General features: G+C 53.7%; 16 protein-coding genes. 15 read left to right on the forward strand and 1 reads right to left on the reverse strand.

Features of this window, described 5'->3' with window-relative positions; all coding sequences use genetic code 11:
* The first annotated feature begins 1,687 nt into the window (after nt 1-1,687).
* The 11 genes from ACHUEV_RS06910 to ACHUEV_RS06960 all read left to right on the forward strand — a co-directional run bounded on the left by ACHUEV_RS06910 (nt 1,688) and on the right by ACHUEV_RS06960 (nt 13,695).
* Entirely contained in the window at nt 1,688-3,217 is a 1,530-nt protein-coding gene (locus ACHUEV_RS06910; RefSeq protein ID WP_394178333.1) for a hypothetical protein, read from the forward strand.
* Nucleotides 3,218-3,662: 445 nt separating this feature from the next.
* Entirely contained in the window at nt 3,663-4,772 is a 1,110-nt protein-coding gene (locus ACHUEV_RS06915) for an MHYT domain-containing protein (RefSeq protein WP_394178334.1), read from the forward strand.
* 134 nt (nt 4,773-4,906) lie between these two features.
* Nucleotides 4,907-5,761, forward strand: coding sequence for an FAD binding domain-containing protein (locus tag ACHUEV_RS06920; protein ID WP_394178335.1), 855 nt, complete (start codon nt 4,907-4,909; stop codon nt 5,759-5,761).
* A 10-nt stretch (nt 5,762-5,771) separates the two neighbouring features.
* Nucleotides 5,772-6,266, forward strand: a complete 495-nt coding sequence (locus ACHUEV_RS06925; RefSeq protein WP_394178336.1) for a (2Fe-2S)-binding protein — start codon at nt 5,772-5,774, stop codon at nt 6,264-6,266.
* Nucleotides 6,263-8,680 carry an aerobic carbon-monoxide dehydrogenase large subunit gene (locus ACHUEV_RS06930; RefSeq protein ID WP_106359346.1) on the forward strand — a complete coding sequence of 806 codons (2,418 nt, stop codon included), beginning with the start codon at nt 6,263-6,265 and terminating at the stop codon, nt 8,678-8,680. The genes ACHUEV_RS06925 and ACHUEV_RS06930 overlap by 4 nt, the downstream gene beginning before the upstream one ends.
* 52 nt (nt 8,681-8,732) lie before the next feature.
* On the forward strand, nt 8,733-9,608 hold the full coding sequence (locus tag ACHUEV_RS06935) for an AAA family ATPase (protein ID WP_394178337.1): 876 nt from the start codon (nt 8,733-8,735) through the stop codon (nt 9,606-9,608).
* Nucleotides 9,605-10,786, forward strand: coding sequence for a vWA domain-containing protein (locus ACHUEV_RS06940; protein WP_394178338.1), 1,182 nt, complete (start codon nt 9,605-9,607; stop codon nt 10,784-10,786). The genes ACHUEV_RS06935 and ACHUEV_RS06940 overlap by 4 nt, the downstream gene beginning before the upstream one ends.
* Nucleotides 10,783-11,586: an XdhC family protein gene (locus tag ACHUEV_RS06945; protein ID WP_394178339.1), complete on the forward strand. Its 804-nt coding sequence runs from the start codon at nt 10,783-10,785 to the stop codon at nt 11,584-11,586. Before ACHUEV_RS06940 ends, ACHUEV_RS06945 begins: the two co-directional genes overlap by 4 nt.
* Nucleotides 11,579-12,175: a nucleotidyltransferase family protein gene (locus tag ACHUEV_RS06950; RefSeq protein WP_394178341.1), complete on the forward strand. Its 597-nt coding sequence runs from the start codon at nt 11,579-11,581 to the stop codon at nt 12,173-12,175. Before ACHUEV_RS06945 ends, ACHUEV_RS06950 begins: the two co-directional genes overlap by 8 nt.
* Before the next feature lie 111 nt (nt 12,176-12,286).
* Nucleotides 12,287-12,736: a CoxG family protein gene (locus tag ACHUEV_RS06955; protein WP_106359351.1), complete on the forward strand. Its 450-nt coding sequence runs from the start codon at nt 12,287-12,289 to the stop codon at nt 12,734-12,736.
* A 2-nt stretch (nt 12,737-12,738) separates the two neighbouring features.
* Nucleotides 12,739-13,695, forward strand: a complete 957-nt coding sequence (locus tag ACHUEV_RS06960; RefSeq protein ID WP_394178343.1) for an XdhC family protein — start codon at nt 12,739-12,741, stop codon at nt 13,693-13,695.
* 45 nt (nt 13,696-13,740) lie between these two features.
* Here the strand turns inward: ACHUEV_RS06960 and ACHUEV_RS06965 are convergent, their stop codons facing one another.
* Entirely contained in the window at nt 13,741-14,397 is a 657-nt protein-coding gene (locus tag ACHUEV_RS06965) for a GntR family transcriptional regulator (protein WP_394178345.1), read from the reverse strand.
* Between the two features lie 147 nt (nt 14,398-14,544).
* Here ACHUEV_RS06965 and dctP point away from each other — a divergent pair, with 147 nt between their 5' ends.
* The 4 genes from dctP to ACHUEV_RS06985 all read left to right on the forward strand — a co-directional run bounded on the left by dctP (nt 14,545) and on the right by ACHUEV_RS06985 (nt 18,692).
* The gene (dctP, locus tag ACHUEV_RS06970) at nt 14,545-15,522 is read left to right on the forward strand and encodes a TRAP transporter substrate-binding protein DctP (RefSeq protein WP_394179247.1); all 978 of its coding nucleotides are present in this window, start codon (nt 14,545-14,547) and stop codon (nt 15,520-15,522) included.
* A gap of 64 nt (nt 15,523-15,586) precedes the next feature.
* Nucleotides 15,587-16,135, forward strand: a complete 549-nt coding sequence (locus ACHUEV_RS06975; protein ID WP_394178347.1) for a TRAP transporter small permease — start codon at nt 15,587-15,589, stop codon at nt 16,133-16,135.
* Complete coding sequence (locus ACHUEV_RS06980) at nt 16,135-17,451, forward strand: TRAP transporter large permease (protein WP_394178349.1); 1,317 nt, start codon at nt 16,135-16,137, stop codon at nt 17,449-17,451. The genes ACHUEV_RS06975 and ACHUEV_RS06980 overlap by 1 nt, the downstream gene beginning before the upstream one ends.
* Nucleotides 17,448-18,692 (forward strand): malonyl-CoA decarboxylase, encoded by a 1,245-nt coding sequence (locus ACHUEV_RS06985; protein ID WP_394178351.1) that lies wholly within the window; start codon nt 17,448-17,450, stop codon nt 18,690-18,692. The genes ACHUEV_RS06980 and ACHUEV_RS06985 overlap by 4 nt, the downstream gene beginning before the upstream one ends.
* The last annotated feature ends 3 nt before the right edge of the window (nt 18,693-18,695 follow it).

Consider the following 18,695-nt stretch of genomic DNA (forward strand, 5'->3'; position numbering starts at 1 on the left):
GGTTCGTGATCAGGTTCTGTGCCTGAACAGCGGAGCTCAACGCGCTCAACTAACTGGACGATGAAGCCGGCACCGCAATCGAAAGTAGCGTTAATGCCACAAACACAAAAACCGCCATTGCGGCGGATCGTGTCAAACGAGCAACTGAGCGAACAATGTGAGCGGACTTGGAAGCGTTTACTTGCTGGGTCATGATGGGCACTCGTTCAGAAACATAGAAATTGAAAACTGGTTATTGCTGCGCGAGGGGGTAATCGGAGGTCTGCATTTAACCGGCCTGGGGATCGCGCGGTCGTGCCTGCACGCTTTGTGCCCCAAGGGCAGCGCAATGCGCCCCTGGGGTGAAGGAAGGGTGTAAACATTAGAACGGTCACGACCGCAGGTCCCTATCGACATGGATAGCCGCCCTGCTTGACCGACGTTTTGGGAGGCCAATGGTAGACTGCCAATGTGCCTAAAACACCCATTCTTGTTAACCACACCACCGCTCAACATAAGCACGCTCTCTTTACCTCAAGAGCGGCAAAGCCACTCAGGAACTCGTCAACAATTGGAGGCGCGTTTCAGTCCTTTTTTCGAACCGCAACACACGCGATCCGAAAGCGAAACCAGCGACCTCCCAAGGCGAAAAACTGCTCTTACAAACAATACAAAACAACCAAGAGCCTCACCCTTAAGATGAGTGATCGCAGTAACTTGTTCAGTTGGCAAACGGCAAATTTAGGGCAATAGTGTCAAGATTACGTCACGGATTTCCGATAAATTATATCGGATATATCTTTTATTTTTTGGTAAAAAAATCTTAAACTATTGTAATTAAAGTAATAACAACAACCCTGAAAAAAATCATTACAGATTTCACGTTGTGAATGTAAAATTTTCCGGCTTAATATCTAGAGAAGAGAACCATCAATCATATACTTTAGGATAGGTCTCCAAGTCCAATACCCCGAGACAGTACACCCGTTTAGCGCGAATTTTCCCTTACAACACATAGTTCGACGGATCACGCTTACGACGAGCCCGCCAAGCCAACAAGAATCGGCACTAACGCAAATCATCTAGCGGCCAAACAGGCAGTGAGTATCAAAGCCTTTTCTTCGCCTTCATTTGTCCGTCCTTTTTGTTGGGCAGGCTCTACCCAAATTTGGGGGAGCTTTAGGGGCTCAGGTCAAAGTCTGGCAGTTGGACGCGACCTAGCTCACTTAATAGCGAAACACCGAAAAGAGTTAAAAATGCCAGACGACGAAATTGATCTGTATGGCCATTTATGGGCCTACACTCCGCACTCGGAACGGTATTTGCGTTTACGCTGGCACGCGCACCAAAGGAATAGCCGATGAACTCAGTTATTTTAGTTCCTGCCTGAGCTTAGAAAGACAACCACTCAGGTTCTCAATTAAATCCAAAGCAAGATCCCACATGCTTCCTTCACCGAAACACAAACTATTGACGATGGATCGCCAGAGAGGCCAAAGTAGGATCATTCATATTCGGCTGCGCCCTGCAATGGGCGGGCTACACTACTGAGATACTCGCACTACTAGGTGATATCATTGCGACAAACAGACAGCTTCGCGCATAGCCATCAAAAGCGCGTGAGAGACTAATAAATGGCTACCGAAATCTCATATATCGAAACGCTCGACGCCCGCTCCAATTCAACTACTGTTCGGAATGAGTGTACATGAAGAGAGATTTTTCTGCGTTAAGTGCGTGCCTGTGCGCGATAGCTGGTGCCTGCCTCTACGCCTTACTCGCGTTCGGCGTACTATTTCCACCTGAGCACGCCTATTATGGCTCTGATATTTATAACGCATATTTTTACAGACTGCTTGAGGGGCATTTTGACCTTCCGATGCGCATGTTGCGTTATGAAGGTCATTATGCTGCGGATGGGACGGGCGTATTATATCATGGTTTAGCTCCGCTTCTGACACGCGCCCTACTTTACCCATTTGTGTCTCTTGAACAGTTTCCCACTGCGGCTTTGTCAATCTGGCTGTGGGCGGTGATTGGTACGGGCTTTTACCACATGTCAGCGTATAAGGTGATGCAAAAATACGCTCGCCCTTCGTCAATACACTCCTGCATTATCTGGGGAACTGTCGTTGCGCTAGTAATATGGCTTTGTAGCCCGGGGCTGTTTTTAAGTGCAAATTTGGTGCTATACCATGAACCAATAAGTATCGCTTATGCAGCAATGGCCATTGCCGTATATCTTCTATTGCAATGCACACTATTCAACATGCCGCTTCACAGAGCGTTAATCCCAGCCTCTTTACTTGCAGGCGTTCTACTGCATTCGCGTCCGCACATGGCCATCGGTCTTTATACAGGTGTTGTTATACTAATTTTGCTGTCTACGTTTCGGACGCCAAGATGGCCAATTCCATCAATAATTACATGCCTGTTAATTCTCTCTGCGTTCGGCGCAGCTTTCATGTACATTAATGCTGCCCGTTTTGGTTCAATGATCGAGGCTCATGGGCACGTAGGAGCAACGACCGAGACAAACACTATTCAGTACGGAGCAGCATTTTGGGATCCTAACTATGCCAATGGCGATACAGCGGAAGCTTTCTTAGATCATGGAACCTTCCATCCATGGCGCATTGTACCAAATCTATTGATATACGTGTTCGATTACCCTGCTATTAGCGATTGGGTTTCATCGCTGCACCGCACGGTGACACAAGATATCTCTGGATTTGGGAAAGTGGAAGCACCTCGTTTTGGAATGCTTTTCATATGGCCCAGTTGGATCATTCTAATGCTCCTCGGCCTTTGCCTTGGGCGTCCCCGCATAGCGGGCGGGCTGACGTCCCTCCCCCTCTTGACGGCGGTTGGCTTGGCTGCGGTGTTGATGCTTAGCTTCCCAACCGTAGCTTTTCGTTATCGTACGGATTTATGGCCTTTGATCATTGTGCTCTGCTTGCTTAGCTTTCCCGGCCTAATGGCACGTTTTGGCACAACATATTTGAACAATGGACGCGTATTAACCCTCAGCTTGCTAGTGCTCCTTGGCGGCATTCTGATTTCAGGTCGCGCCGTGATCCCGTACGCGAAAAGCTATCAAACTTCAGTGGGCGGCTTTTACGGAGTCTGGGACGAAGATATATGCGCTGACTTAGCTCGAACCAAAGGGTTTTCATCGTCTGACACTTTGAGACTTTGTGTCGACCCGAGCAGCGTCTTCCCTAAAAGCATCAATTGACAATTGATGCCAGAGGTTGATGTTAAATCAAGCGCACCGATATGCAGTTAGTGCTGAGTTTTGGTGTATTTTACACAACATCGACGTTCGAAATTAGTTGGGTCTTCAGCTAGATCGCTATAGCTTGGGCTGGGTGTGACCGGCATAAACAATCCGCAATAGAGACCATATGATGTGCCAAATTCCTTGCACCTTACCAGACGAAGTCTAAGCACATCAGACCTTGCACCCTTCGGCGACGGTATTCGCATTTGACATCTAGACGAGCACTTCCCTAACGGCGTAATGCGGGCCGGCAACACCTAGCGTCAACATGACAACGGCCAGTTTGGCGCCATACAAAGTCGCAATGCTGCTGAAATCAAAACTGAACTCACCCAACCTAGTGGCCAATGGCTCGACGCAAAGCTTGCGGGATTATGTTAATATGCGTTAGTTGAGATCAATGCAGACCCTCGACTTTTCCCATAGCCCAGCGCTGGTTGCCGCGTCGTTGCTTGTAGCGATGATGTCGGGCTTTACTGGTTTTTCGTTAACCAAGGGACTGTCCGAACGCAGTATTGCCCAGCGAAAGGTACTGATTGTCCTCGCCGCTATCGCACTGGGTGGTGGCATATGGTCGATGCATTTTGTCGCCATGCTGGGCCTGCAACTGCCAATTCTGTTTTATTACGATGCTGCGGTCACGCTTAGTTCCGCGCTTGTTGCAATTCTCGTGGCTGGGACTGCCTTGCTCATTCTGCATTTTTGGAAGCGAACGCGGGCTACGTTGGTGCTGGCAGGGACGATTGTTGGCATTGGCGTTTTGGCGATGCACTACCTTGGCATGTCCGCGATGGAATTGTGTCGGGCGCTGTACACACCGCTCGGTCTTGCGCTGGCTGTCGTGTCGTCATGTGCATTGAACATCGCGGCCTTTTCGATCGCGTATGGAAAGCGCACCCAACGCAATATCGTGCTAGGAACTTTGGTGTTTGGCTTTGCGGTGTTCGCCGTGCATTTCATCGCAATCTGGGGAACGTCCTTTGTTGCGGTTGAAACCCTGCGCGAAGTCGGCCCATTGGTTAGTAACGAAGTGCTCGCGGTTGGTGTCGTGCTTAGCAGCTTTGTCCTATGCGGTGCGTTTTTGCTGACTGGCGTCACGTTCTTGACCCCTGCCCAGCCTGATGTCACCGCGCCTGCCGACAAACCGTCAGTAGAACCGACAGCAGCGACACCGATCATCACTAAGCAAATTCCATATGAACAAGACGGGCGTACGCTGTTCATTGACATAAAGACTGTCGCCGCCATTCGGGCCGAAGGTCATTACACACATCTCTACACCGAAACCGGCAAGCTGTTTTGCGTTTGGTCGATCACCGAAGCTGAACAAAGATTGAAAACCGGGCCCTTTATCAAGACCCATCGTAGCTACTTAATAAACCCAGCATATGTGAAAGGTTTTGAACGACTCAAAGATAACGGGGTCTGTCATTTTGAGCTCGCCAATCTTGCCAAGGTTCCCGTCAGCCGCTCTCAATTGCAGAAGGTGCGTGAGGTGCTCGGCGTATAGTCAGGCGGATTTCGTGTAGCCTCTTTCGCATTTCGTGCAAAAATACGCTTATTTAAAGGAAAAACACGTGCGGCGTATGCGGCCGCATACAACCATTCCCCCAGCTAGATTAATTCATGGCGGGGAGGACCAGCATGATACCAGCGGCATTCGATTACTATCGTCCAAAGGGAATGGACGAAGTGATAGCCCTACTACAGGAACACGGCGATGACGCGCGTGTAATGGCGGGCGGGCACAGCCTGATCCCAATGATGAAACTAAGGATGGCGGAAGTTCCCCATCTTATCGACCTTCAGGACATCGACGGACTTAGCGACATTTCGGTCGATCAAGGCCGGATCACGATTGGGGCGATGGTGACACAGCACGATCTGATCAATCACGATGGATTGACCGCTGCTGCGCCAATCCTGCGCGAAGCGGCACTTCAGATTGCAGATCCACAGGTACGTTACATGGGCACGGTTGGGGGGAACGTGGCCAATGGTGATCCGGGCAACGACATGCCCGGCCTGATGCAATGTCTTGATGCGCAAATTCACCTTATTGGCCCAGAAGGCGAACGCACGGTTGCCGCGCGCGACTATTACGAAGCGGCCTATATGACCGACCGCGAAGACGACGAAGTGCTGGTTTCGGTCAGCATGGACACCCCGCAAGGCGGCTATGCCTATGAAAAGCAAAAACGCAAAATTGGTGACTACGCCACTGCCGCTGCTGCTGTTCAGATCGTAAAAGTCGGTGGCTCAGTCAAATCCGCATCTATCGCGATGACAAACCTCAGCGATGTTCCAGTATGGTCAGAGGCCGCTTGCGACGCGCTGGTCGGCACCGCGTGCGACGCAGCTGCGGTAAAGTCCGCGGTCGCTGCGATGCTAGGAGACATTGATCCTGCCGAAGACAACCGCGGGCCTGTCGCCTTCAAACGCCACGTTGCTGGTATCATTCTTACGCGCGCCATCGAACGCGCGTGGTCGCGGGCCTGAGGGGGGAACCATGACTGACAAAATGCACATCAAACTGAAAGTGAACGGCGAGGACAAAGAGTTTCTTGCTGAACCACGCGAGCTGCTGATTTACGCGCTGCGCGAAAAACTTGATATCACGGGCCCACACGTTGGCTGTGACACGTCCCACTGCGGGGCCTGCACGGTTACGCTGAACGGTAAGTCCGTGAAATCTTGCACTATGTTCGTGGCTCAAGCCAATGGCGCAGAGATCACTACAATCGAGGGCATCGGTGAACCTGATGCGCTGCACGTCCTTCAGGAATGCTTTCGTGAACATCACGGGTTACAGTGCGGTTTCTGCACGCCCGGCATGATCACCCGCGCGACTAAACTGCTAGAGGAAAATCCAAACCCAACCGAGGAAGAAGTCCGCTTTGGCATGGCTGGCAACATCTGCCGCTGCACTGGCTACCAGAACATCGTGAAATCCATTCTGGCCGCCGCAAGTGAGATCAACACTGCGAAGGAGGCCGCGCAATGAACGATTTGACACCAGATCGCGAAGAACGCTCCGCCAATCTGAAAGGCATGGGTTGCTCGCGCAAACGCGTCGAGGATGCACGGTTCACCCAAGGCAAGGGCAACTATGTCGATGACATCAAACTGCCCGGCATGCTCCACGGTGACTTTGTACGGTCGCCTTATGCCCACGCAAGGGTTGTTTCGATCAACAAAGATGCGGCAATGGCCCTACCCGGCGTTGTGGCCGTTCTGACCGCCGAAGACCTTGCGCCTTTGAACCTACACTGGATGCCCACGCTTGCGGGTGACAAACAGATGGTACTGGCTGACGGCAAGGTCCTGTTCCAAGGACAAGAGGTGGCTTTTGTTGTCGCTTCTGATCGCTATGTCGCGGCGGACGCCGTGGAATTGGTCGAGGTGGAATACGAGGAACTTCCTGTTCTGACTGACCCGTTCGAGGCGCTGAAATCCGACGTGGTTTTGCGCGAAGACCTAGCGGGCCAGACAGAGGGCGCACATGGCCCACGCAAACACCACAACCATATCTTCACATGGGAACAAGGTGACGAAACCGGCACCAATCAGGTTCTGGACAATGCCGAGGTCGTGGCCGAAGAAACCATGTACTACCACCGCACGCACCCCTGCCCGCTTGAGACATGCGGCTCGGTTGCTTCGATGGACAAGGTCAACGGTAAGCTAACCCTTTGGGGCACTTTCCAAGCACCGCACGTGGTGCGGACCGTGGCATCGTTGTTGTCCGGCATCGAAGAACACAACATCCGCGTTGTATCCCCTGACATCGGTGGCGGCTTTGGGAACAAAGTTGGGGTCTACCCCGGCTATGTCTGCTCTATCGTGGCATCAATCGTAACCGGAAAGCCCGTCAAATGGGTCGAAGACCGGATGGAAAACCTGATGTCCACCGCATTTGCGCGGGACTATTGGATGACCGGTAAGATCGCTGCGACCAAGGACGGTAAGATCACTGGCTTGCACTGTCATGTCACCGCCGATCACGGTGGCTTTGATGCCTGTGCTGACCCGACAAAGTTCCCTGCGGGCTTTATGAACATCTGTACTGGATCCTATGACATCCCGGTCGCTTATCTGGCTGTCGATGGTGTCTACACCAACAAGGCACCGGGCGGCGTTTCATATCGCTGTTCGTTCCGTGTGACAGAGGCCGTCTATTTCATCGAACGCATGATCGAAGTGCTCGCGATTGAACTGGACATGGATGCCGCTGAACTACGCCGTATCAACTTTATCAAAAAAGAACAGTTCCCCTACACAGCCGCGCTTGGCTGGGAATATGACAGCGGTGACTACCACACCGCTTGGGACAAGGCGCTCAAGACTGTCGATTATGATGGCTTGCGCAAAGAGCAGGCCGAGCGGGTCGAGGCGTTCAAACGTGGAGAAACCCGCAAGCTAATGGGCGTCGGCCTTAGCTTCTTTACCGAGATCGTGGGCGCAGGCCCGGTCAAGAACTGCGATATCCTTGGGATGGGTATGTTCGACAGCTGTGAAATCCGTATCCACCCAACAGGGTCCGCGATTGCACGGCTTGGGACAATTTCGCAAGGTCAGGGTCACGCGACCACATTTGCGCAAATTCTAGCAAGCGAGATCGGCATCTCTGCCGATAGTATCACCATCGAAGAAGGCGACACCGATACAGCGCCTTATGGGCTGGGCACCTATGGTTCCAGATCTACCCCTGTGGCTGGTGCGGCGACAGCAATGGCCGGGCGCAAAATCCGTGCAAAGGCACAGATGATTGCGGCCTACTTGCTAGAGGTCCATGACGACGATGTTGAATTCGACATCGACCGCTTCGTGGTTAAAGGCGCCCCTGAAAAGTTCAAGACGATGAAAGAAATCGCCTATGCGGCCTATAATCAGGCCATTCCGGGGATTGAACCAGGTCTTGAAGCTGTCAGCTATTATGATCCACCCAACATGACCTACCCCTTTGGGGCCTATGTCTGCGTGATGGACATCGACGTTGATACAGGTGTTCCAGAAATCCGCCGCTTCTATGCGCTGGATGACTGCGGTACACGTATCAACCCGATGATCATCGAAGGACAAGTACACGGTGGCCTGACCGAGGCCCTCGCCGTCGCATTGGGTCAAGAAATCGCGTATGATAAGCTAGGGAACGTGAAGACCGGGACGCTGATGGACTTCTTCTTGCCAACTGCATGGGAAGTACCAAACTACGAAACCGACTATACCGTCACCCCAAGCCCACATCACCCGATTGGGGCAAAGGGCGTCGGCGAAAGCCCCCATGTTGGTGGCGTGCCGTGTTTCTCGAATGCGGTACAGGATGCATTCCGCGCCTTTGGACTGCGGCACACTAATATGCCGCACGACCACTGGCGGATTTGGCAGGCTGCAAACCAACTTGGGCTGCACGACTAAGCAAAACGGGGTGGCCACCAAAGGCCACCCTCTGCACGGATCGGAATTCGACATGGACTGGAAAACGTTGCAAACCGCTATGGCGGATCAAGGCTATATTGCCGACGATGATCTCGCTATGGCAGTGCATCTGGCACTTGCCTTGGGCCGCCCTTTGCTGCTGGAAGGCGCCGCTGGCGTTGGCAAAACCGAAGTCGCACGTGTGCTGTCGCAGGTTCAGGACACCCTGTTGATCCGCCTACAATGCTACGAAGGCTTAGATGCCGCGCAGGCGATCTATGAATGGAACTATCAACGGCAATTGCTATCGATCCGCGCTGCCGCAGAGGACGGTGCAACAGGGCGCGAGGTCGAAGAACGTATCTTCTCCGAAGACTTCCTTCTCGAACGCCCTCTACTCAAGGCGATCCGACAGGAAAAATCACCTGTTCTGTTGATAGATGAGGTCGACCGGGCAGACGAAGAATTCGAAGCATACTTGCTCGAAATACTCTCAGAGTTTCAGGTAACAGTGCCAGAACTTGGCACGATCAATGCGGTCACGCGACCTATCGTTATCTTAACGGCCAATGGGACGCGCGATCTGTCTGATGCGCTGCGCCGGCGCTGTCTGTATGCCCATGTGGCCTATCCCGACCGCGCAACCGAACTGGCAATCCTGAACGCGCGTTGCGCTGGGATCGAGGAAACGCTCGCCGGTCAGATCATCGGCTTTGTGCAATCGCTGCGCAAAGAAGACCTCGAAAAGAAACCCGGCATTGCCGAAATGTTGGATTTTGCCTCGGCCTTGATGGGGCTTGGCATCGCTGACCTAACGCATGATCCCGTCGTTCTACAGGCCAGCCTTGCGACATTGCTAAAAACCCAATCTGACCGCGACAATATCACGACCGAAGTTGCGCAGCGCCTCGCAGGCAAAGCCGCATGAGCCGCGTCACCAAATTTGCGGCCCGTGATCCGGGCCCTGCCGCAAGGATGAGCGGCTTCGTCGCACATCTACGGGACAACGGGATGCGTTTGGGCGTTGGAGAGACTGAGCTAGGCCTTCACGCGCTCACGCATGTCCACGCCCCCTCACCACACGAAACGCGCCATGCGCTGCGGGCTGTTTGCTGTGGATGCGCCGAAGACGTTGAACGTTTCGATGACCTATTTGATGCGTTTTGGATGAACGGTGGTCGGGTGGCCCACAAGACCATCCCGACACAAACACCCGCATCCGACCACGTCCACTCTTCACGCAACGCCAAGGGGTCCGACGCTGATACCGGCGCCGGTGCCCCAACAACGCCTGACGGCGATGACGGTGCCGCCGAAGCCGATGGCGAAGGCAAACTGATAGCCAGCATCGCACAGGCGACCATGAAGAAAGACCTGCGCGATCTCGTGCAACCCGAGGACATCCTAGAGGCACAAAAGATCGCCGAACGCTTGGGCGCTGCATTACGCGACCGCAGATCACGCCGCCGCAAACAAGCCCGCAAAGGCGACCAGATACATTATCGCAAGGTGATACGGCAAAGCCTGTCAACGGGTGGCGAACCCTTGCAGCTGTTCAAGAAACGCCGTCCCGACCGCCCAATGAAGATAGTCACGATCTGTGATGTGTCGGGATCAATGACCACCTATGCCCAAGTCTTTTTGGCATTCATCGCTGGCCTCATGCGCGCCGACACAACAAGTGATGCATATCTATTCCACACCCGACTTGTGCGTATCGCCGAAGCATTGCGTGACAAAGACGCGATCCGGGCATTGGGGCGCTTGTCCGTCCTTGCCGATGGCTTTGGCGGCGGGTCCAAGATCGGTGCGTCACTGATGCAGTTCTCACGCACCTACGCCCGACGTTTTGTCGATGGTCGGACCGTCGTGCTGATCCTTTCCGATGGCTATGACACCGATACCCCTGAATTAATTGGCGAGGCACTTGCGACACTTAAAAAACGTGGCTGCAAAATCATCTGGCTGAACCCATTAAAAGGGTGGGACGGTTACGAACCTGTCGCCCGCGGCATGGTCGCGGCAATGCCTCACCTTGATCTGTTCCGCCCCGCCAACCGCCTTGCCGATTTGGCCGATCTAGAACGAGAGCTAACACGCCTATGACACCAGCCGAGCTAACAGATGCCGACATCGCCGAAATGGCCAAGGACATGCGTGCACGGGGCGAACCTTTTGCGATCGCAACCGTCATTCGCACGATGGGTGCCACCGCCGCCAAACCCGGCGCCAAGGCCCTGCTAGGCGCAGACGGCGCGATTTTGCACGGCTGGATTGGCGGAGGCTGCGTGCGCGGTGCAATTGCTAAGGCAACCAAACGCGCCATGACCGAACGCGCGCCGCAGCTGATTTCGCTGCACCCGCGCGACCTACTGGACGAGAAAGGCATCACACCGGGCGACGACGTTGACGGCGTGCGATTCGCAGTCAATGGCTGCCCATCCAAAGGCTCAGTCGACATCTTTATTGAGCTGATCCTCCCGATGCCCGAGCTGCTGATTTACGGGGTTTCTCCCGTCGCCAAATCACTGGCCAAACTGGCAACGCAATTTCAATGGTCGGTGGCTGAGGGCACATCAGAAAACGCACCCGCCCCCCTTGCTGACGGTGAAACCCGGATGATTGTGGTCGCAACACAGGGCAAGGATGATCTGACCTCCCTTAAGTCGGCGCTAAATGCCGACGCGCAATTCATCGCGTTCGTTGGGAGCCAACGAAAGTTCGACACCCTGTCAGATCGGCTCATCAAGGAAGGGATCGCTGAAACGGCGGTCGCTAAAATCCATGCACCTGCCGGGCTGTCGATCAATGCGGTGACGCCGGACGAAATCGCGCTTTCTATCCTTGCCCAGCTCACCCAAATTCGCCGGCAAAACCAACGTGATGAAGGCGACGCAGATGTATAAATGTGCCGCAATTGTTTTGGCTGCAGGGATGTCGACCCGCATGGGTGACACCAACAAACTGCTGATCGAAATTGACGGAACACCAATGATCCGGCGGACAGTCATGACCGCCCTCGCAACCTGCGATGCGCCAGTTACAGTCGTGACCGGGCACCAAAGCGATTTGATCAAGGCCGCGTTGTCAGGTCTGCCAGTGACATTCGTGTTCAACCCAAACTACGCAAAAGGGCAAAAAATATCAGTGGCCTGCGGGTTAAACGCCTCCCCCGAAGCGGAAAGCACCTTGGTCGTGCTTGGAGACCAACCACGATTAACACCGCAACATCTGTCATGGCTCTTGGCGCAACAAAACGCCGCCAAAATCACCATACCGATCTGCGGGGAAAATCGGGGCAACCCCATCGTGGTGCCTCATGCGCTAATGCCTAGGCTTTTAGCCGACAAACGAAACCCGGGGTGTTATATGTTTACACGCCAGAACCCTGACTTGGTGAAGTTTGTCGAAACAGGCCAACACCCATTTTTCCAAGACATCGACAAGCCCGAAGACTTGGACAACCTCACTCAACAAGAGGAGCTAACGCCATGATCCGCATTGTGACCCGGCTTTTGCATCGATGCAAACCCGCCCCTCTTAGCGAAGAACAGGCCGCCATTCTGGCCTCAATTAAATTCCCATGTTGTTAAAAAGGAAAACACCTTGGAACTGAACGACGAAATCACGATCAACGCACCAATGGCCCGCGTCTACGAGGCGCTAAATGATCCGGAAATACTGCAGCAATGCATTCCGGGCTGCGAAGAGCTGATCAAACATTCCGACACCGAACTAGAAGCAAAGGTCGTGCTGAAGGTTGGGCCGGTAAAGGCCCGTTTCAAAGGCGATGTAGTGCTAGACACATCCGGTGCCCCGGAAGCGTTTTCACTGACGGGCCAAGGCAACGGTGGGGCTGCAGGCCACGCAAAGGGCGGCGCTGATGTTACATTGAAAGAAGTCGATGGCGCGACTATCCTTACCTACACCGCCAAAGCTGAAATCGGCGGAAAACTCGCCCAGCTTGGCTCGCGATTGATCCAAAGCACCGCAAAAAAGCTGGCATCAAAGTTCTTTAAAAAGTTCGCTGAAGTCGTGGATGAGGTAGAAGCTTAAAAATGCAAAACCGTCAGTTCCTCGAAAATGCCGAGGATATTTTGGCTTTTGTTCAGGACTGCCAGAGCGCGCAAATCCCTTGCGCGCTTTGCGTGGTGACTGGCGTATCTGGCGGGTCCGCGCGATCCGTCGGTACGCTGGTTGCAGTGCGTGCTGACGGCGAAATGGCTGGCTATGTTTCACATGGCTGCATCGATGCTGATCTATGCGTACAAGCATGCCATGCCATGGAAAAAGGCAAACCTCGCGAGGTTATCTATGGTGTCGGCAGTCCGTTTGTCGACCTGCGCCTACCGTGCGGCGGGACTGTCAACATTCTGATCGACCCTTCGCCGTCGCCCGCAACATGCATTGATGCGTTGGATCGGCTGAAACAGCGGCAGGCCGTCACGCTTTGCTTTTCGTCTGAACCGGGGCTGGTCGATTTAACCCTCAACCATCCCAAGACGGGATGGAATGAAGGTATATTTAAGGGCTATCAAGCCCCTTCACTCAGGTTGGTCCTTGCTGGCGTCGGCCCTCCCTTGGCTGCCGTTGTACAGCTGGCAACCGCTATGGGAATAGAATTTCACCTACTCTCTCCCGATGACAAGGCGGTAAACTATGCGACGCCCGCAAGCCGCCAAAGCTTTACGCATCTGATATCGCAAGACGCCCAAATTGATCTATCACTGGATCCGTGGACGGCCGTGCTCGTTCTTTTTCACGACCATGATTGGGAACCCAGCATCCTAGAAGCCGCGCTTGCTGGAAATCCATTTTACATTGGCGCATTAGGCAGCGAGCGCACCCAACAAAAACGGATCGAGGCGCTTGAGGCACGAGGCAAAAGCAACAACGCTAAAACACGCATCACCGGCCCAATCGGCGTCATCCCGGCAGCCAGAGACAGCTACACGCTCGCGCTATCAGCACTAACAGAAATCGCGGATGCGTATCGGAATTCACGACAAGTATAGCCATCCTATGCGCAGTTGTTTCCTCTGCAGTGAAACCAACTATCGTCACAAAGTGGTATCCTTCAAGCTCGCCATCAAATGGTGGAACTTCTCACCTTGAATCGCGACGTGGCCCCGTAGTGCTGTGGCGGCGGTATTGCCGTCGCCCTCTACCAGCGCTTTGACGATTTCGCGGTGTTCGCTCATCGATTGTTTCATGCGTCCGCGCAGGTGCAGTTGGACGCGTCGGAAAGGTTTTAGCCGCCGGTGCAGTTTCTGCGCCTCTTGTTCCAGAAACCCGTTACCTGATGCTTTGTAGATCAGGTGATGAAAATGTTCGTTTTCTTGATAGTAGAGGTCCGGATCATTCTGATCGATTGCAGCTTGGCATTTGTCGTTAGCGGCTTGAAGCTGGGCGAGCGCATCATCAGATACCCGTGATGCTGCCAGTCTGCCGCAGGATGCTTCTAGCTCGGCCATTGCTTCGAACATTTCCATGAGCTCAACGGGCCCCGGCTGGCGGACAAATGCGCCGCGTCGCGGTTCTTGTGTCACTAACCCAGACGTTGCGAGCTTTTGTATTGCTTCCCGAACGGGCGTACGCGACACCCCGAACCTTTTGGCCAGCTTGATTTCATCAAGTCGTTCGCCGTCGCCCAGTTCACCCGTAAAAACGAGGTGTTCGAGCTCTTTTGTGATCCGATCTGCGCTTCGTATTGTCATAGCCCGATCATAGATCAGATCGCAGGAAGTACAATCGGGTTATTCTTGTATACAAGAATGTTGACTTGTGATGCACGATGTTCAAACCTGCTGCGATACGGTGCGATTCGCGTTGCGCTGTATTCCAGGGGAGGAACAAAAATGAATATGTTTAAGCTATCTACAGCTGCGGCCGTCGTGTCGTTAGCTGCAAGTTCAGTTGCAGCCGAGGAACTGCGCCTGTCACACCAATGGTCGAACCAAGACATTCGTAACCAAGTCGCGCAAATGGTCGCTGATGAAGTTGCCGCAGCTGATGTCGATCTTGAGATCAAGATTTTCGGATCGCAGTCTCTTTTTAAAGCACGTGAACAATACACGCCGCTTAGCCGTGGCCAGCTTGATATGACGGTGTTACCGCTTTCCTACGCGGGTGGTCAGCAGCCTGCCTATAACCTCACGCTTATGCCGGGTCTGATTAAGAACCACGACCATGCAGCGCGCATGAATGAATCACCGTTTATGGCCGCGCTTGAGGAGAAGATGGCCGACGACGATGTGATGGTGCTGGTTCACGGCTATCTAGCCGGTGGATTTGCCGGAAAAGAAGGCTGCATCACTAGCCCTGAGGACATTGACGGCCTTCAGACCCGAGCGGCTGGTAAGGCATTCGAACAGATGCTTGCCGGTGCTGGTGCGTCGATCGCATCAATGGCCTCGTCCGAGATTTATAACGCGATGCAGACAGGTGTTCTTGACGCTGCAAACACATCGTCTTCGTCGTTTGTGTCTTATCGCATCTATGAACAGGTTGCGTGCTATACACCTGCCAGCGATGTTGCGCTTTGGTTCATGTATCAGCCGATGCTGATGAATAAATCGACTTTTGAGGCGCTGAACGAAGATCAGCAAGCTGCCCTTCTTGCCGCCGCTGAAAATGCCCAAGCCTACTATCTGGCCGAAGCAAAGAAAGAGGATGCCGCATCTGCCGAAGTGTTCCGCGACGCAGGCGTTGAGATCGCAGAGATGAGCCAAGCGGATTTCGATGCTTGGCGGGCACTGGCGCAAGAAACCTCTTACGCACGTTTTGTCGAAGAAACACCCGATGGTCAGGCGCTGCTTGATCTGGCGCTCGCAGTAGAGTGATCGCAACGGGGCGGTGTTCATCACCGCCCTTCATTCGACAATATACAGGCAAAAAGGGTGACACATGACTGGCCACCACGATGCAGTTGCATCCAACACGGGGAATAACCCCTTTCTAAAAACTGTTGCCGCGCTATCGACCGTTGCAGGCTGGGTATCGTCAGCGATGATCGTTGTAGCGGTCGGGGTGACCTGCCAAATGATCTTTGTGCGTTTTGTTTTGAACCAATCGACGATCTGGCAGACTGAGATGGTGATCTATCTGGTGATCGCGGCGACATTGATCGGGCTGCCCTATGTTCAGCGGCTGCGCGGGCATGTGAATGTCGATCTGATCCCACTTTTACTGCCTAAACGGGCACGGTTTTATCTGTCTATTCTGACGCTTTCGATGTCGATCGCGATTATGGCTGTCATGCTTTGGTACGGGTATGAATTCTGGCACTTTGCTTGGGATCGTGGCTGGAAATCTGACACTGTTTGGGGTGTTCGCTTGTGGATCCCATATCTGTCACTGCCTGTCGGTCTGGGGCTGCTACTATTGCAACTCATCGCGGACCTTGTCGCAATTGTCCTGAAAATCGATCAACCTTTCGGACTGGAGGATAACTGATGGACCCGCTCGTCCTTAGTGGCCTAGTCGCCCTATTTACTATCATCGTTCTATTCTCTGGCGTTTCGGTGGCCATCGGCCTTTTGATCGTATCAGCAGGGTTCCTGATCGTCTTCGATGGCACCCGTTCACTGGAGCTGATGCCCGAAATCCTGTTCGGAAAGCTGGATAACTTTGCGCTATTATCCATTCCGATGTTCATCATTATGGGATCGTCGATTGCGTCGACCCGTGCGGGCGCTGACCTATACGAAGCACTTGAGCGGTGGTTAACCCGCGTGCCCGGTGGGCTGGTTATTTCCAACCTTGGCGCATGTGCACTATTCGCGGCGATGTCAGGTTCAAGCCCTGCCACCTGTGCGGCTATCGGTAAAATGGGCATTCCCGAGATGCGCAAGCGTGGTTACCCAGATGGCGTTGCCGCCGGATCAATTGCGGCGGGTGGTACGTTGGGCATTCTTATCCCGCCTTCTGTCACCATGATCGTTTATGGGATCGCGACCGAAAGCTCGATTGGCCGTCTGTTCCTTGCTGGCGTGTTCCCCGGATTGATGCTGGTGGGGCTGTTCATGATGTGGTCGCTTTACTCCACGGCGAAATCAGGTGACCGCGCACTATTGAACACTGGAACCTACAGCTGGCGCGAAAAGTTTGAGATTTTACCACGCGTGATCCCGTTCTTGCTGATCATTTTGGGCGTTCTTTATTCCATGTATGGGGGCATTGCGACGCCGTCGGAAACGGCGGCGGTGGGCGCACTGCTGTGCCTGTTGGTTGCCATGGTGATCTACAAGCTTTGGAACCCGCGTGACCTGTGGGTCGTGCTTCGGGACAGCACCAAAGAGTCGGTGATGATCCTGTTCATCATCGCGGCGGCAGGTGTGTTTTCCTATATGTTGTCGAGCCTTTTCATCACGCAGTCGATTGCGGCATGGATTGCAGAGCTTGACGTGAACCGCTGGTGGCTGATGGCGGCAATCAATGTGTTCTTACTAATCGCAGGGTTCTTCCTACCACCCGTCGCGGTCATTCTAATGGCAGCACCGATCTTACTGCCCGTCATCGTTACCGCTGGCTTTGACCCAATCTGGTTTGCGGTTGTTCTGACGATCAACATGGAAATTGGGCTGATTTCGCCGCCGGTTGGCCTGAACCTTTATGTGATCAACGGCATTGCACCGGATATCCCACTTAAAACGATCCTGCTGGGTTCACTCCCTTATGTGGCCTGTATGGTGTTGGCAATCTTCTTGCTGTGCCTGTTTCCGGGTATCGCGACATGGTTGCCCGACTATGTGATGGGAGCGGCCCGATGAGCCTTCTCGCAGATCTTCTGTCTTCGGTCTTTGATCGGTCGACCAAAGCCTCTGCTGCTACGCAATGGGACAACCGGCCAATCGAAGAACTGGTTGCCGACCTGATCGGCAACCGCGGCGAAATCCGGGGGATGACGCTGGCGCGGCAGATCCTAGATCGCTATGCGGCGATGGAGACAGACGAAAAGCGTGATTTCTTTTTGCATCTGGCGACAGGGTTAGACATTAATCCTGAAACCGTGCGCGAGGCCCTAAACGCCTATGAGGCCGAGCCTTCAAAAGCGACCTACCGCAGTTTCATGACTGCGGCAGAGCCAGCCCGGCAAGAACTGGTGCGTCGCCTGAATCAGGTACCGGGCGCTACGGGTAGTCTGGTGAAAATGCGAAAAGACCTGCTTGGCATGGTTAAAGAAGACGCATCTCTTGCAGCGCTAGATCTAGATTTCCGGCACTTATTTCTGTCTTGGTTTAACCGCGGGTTTCTTGTCCTTCGCCCAATCAACTGGGCAAGCCCGGCGTATATTCTTGAAAAGATCATCGCATACGAAGCCGTGCACGCCATCGACAGCTGGGGTGATCTGCGTAGGCGGATGCAGCCGTCGGACCGTCGTTGCTTTGCCTTCTTTCATCCCGCCATGCCGGATGAGCCGCTGATATTTGTCGAGGTCGCGTTAACCAAAGGTGTGCCCGGATCAATCCAAGACGTTCTTGCCGACGGGCGCGATGTGCTGGATGCCGATATGGCGGACACAGCGGTCTTTTATTCAATTTCGAATTGTCAGGCGGGGCTTGCGGGAATTTCGTTCGGGAATTCTTTGATCAAACAGGTTGTTGATGATCTTTCGCGTGAACTGCCGGGGCTAAAAACCTTTGTAACCCTGTCGCCCATTCCCGGCTTGACCAAATGGCTCGCCGCCGAAGGTTTAGATGAAAGTGCTACGCCCGAACGCTTGCCCGGACTTGCAGCGCGGTACTTAATAAACGCCAAGCGACCAAACGGCGGACCGCTTGATCCTGTGGCGCGGTTTCACCTTGGGAATGGCGCGAAAGTGCATGCTGTTCATGCAAATGCAGACACATCGGCCAATGGTCAGGCCCAATCGCTGGGTACGATGGTCAATTACCTTTACGATCTGTCCGCCATAGCGCAAAACCATGAACACTTCGCGGCATCGAACAAGGTCGCCGCATCCGCCGACGTCAAAGCGCTGGCACGCGCTGCAGAAAAGTCCGACACATAAGGA

The organism is Yoonia maritima, from assembly GCF_043641945.1.
Taxonomy (GTDB): Bacteria; Pseudomonadota; Alphaproteobacteria; order Rhodobacterales; family Rhodobacteraceae; genus Yoonia; species Yoonia maritima_B.